The organism is Marinobacter confluentis (assembly GCF_004785685.1).
Classification (GTDB): domain Bacteria; phylum Pseudomonadota; class Gammaproteobacteria; order Pseudomonadales; family Oleiphilaceae; genus Marinobacter; species Marinobacter confluentis.
Genome location: NZ_SRPF01000046.1, coordinates 1 through 314 on the forward strand (window position 1 = coordinate 1; position 314 = coordinate 314).

1 protein-coding gene is annotated in these 314 nt (G+C 58.6%); it reads right to left on the bottom strand.

Annotated elements, in window-relative coordinates; genetic code table 11:
- Positions 1-19 precede the first annotated feature (19 nt).
- Positions 20-314 (bottom strand): glycine cleavage system protein GcvH (gcvH, locus tag E5Q11_RS17485; RefSeq protein WP_135804718.1); only part of this gene is annotated, 295 nt, incomplete at its 5' end.

Here is a 314-nt window from a genome sequence, read left to right on the forward strand (position 1 = left end):
GCAGCCCTGGCGGCCGATGCTACTCCGCGTCTGCAACATGAGCCGCATAGGCGCTGGCATCCATAAGCCCGTCAAGCTCACCTTGATCTTTTAGTCTGACCCTGAACAGCCAGCCATCACCATAGGGATCTTCATTGACCAGCTCCGGCTCTTCTTCCAGAGCCTCGTTCACCTCGATGACTTCCCCTGTGACTGGGCTGAACACATCCGACGCGGATTTCACCGACTCGGCAACGCCAGCTTCCTCGCCACCATTGACCGTCACACCCACCTCGGGAACGCCCACAAAAACCAAATCGCCCAGTTGGTCCTGG